The organism is Anaerococcus lactolyticus ATCC 51172, from assembly GCF_000156575.1.
GTDB classification, from domain to species: Bacteria; Bacillota; Clostridia; order Tissierellales; family Peptoniphilaceae; genus Anaerococcus; species Anaerococcus lactolyticus.
Genome location: NZ_GG666241.1, coordinates 1 through 203 on the forward strand (window position 1 = coordinate 1; position 203 = coordinate 203).

General features: G+C 67.5%; 1 protein-coding gene. It reads left to right on the forward strand.

Annotated elements, in window-relative coordinates; translation table 11 throughout:
- Nucleotides 1-203 (forward strand): PaaI family thioesterase (locus HMPREF0072_RS11005; RefSeq protein ID WP_169303270.1); only part of this gene is annotated, 203 nt, incomplete at both ends.

Consider the following 203-nt stretch of genomic DNA (forward strand, 5'->3'; position numbering starts at 1 on the left):
GTGGAACGCTGTCCGGCCCGACCATCATGGCGCTGGCCGACGCGGCGATGTACGCGGTCATTCTCGGGCGTCTCGGGGCGGTCGAGATGGCCGTGACCTCGAACCTGAACATCAACTTCCTCAGCAAGCCCAGGCCCGAGGACCTGTTGGCCGAGGCGAGCATCCTCAAGCTGGGGCGGCGTCAGGTCGTCTGCGAGGTCGGG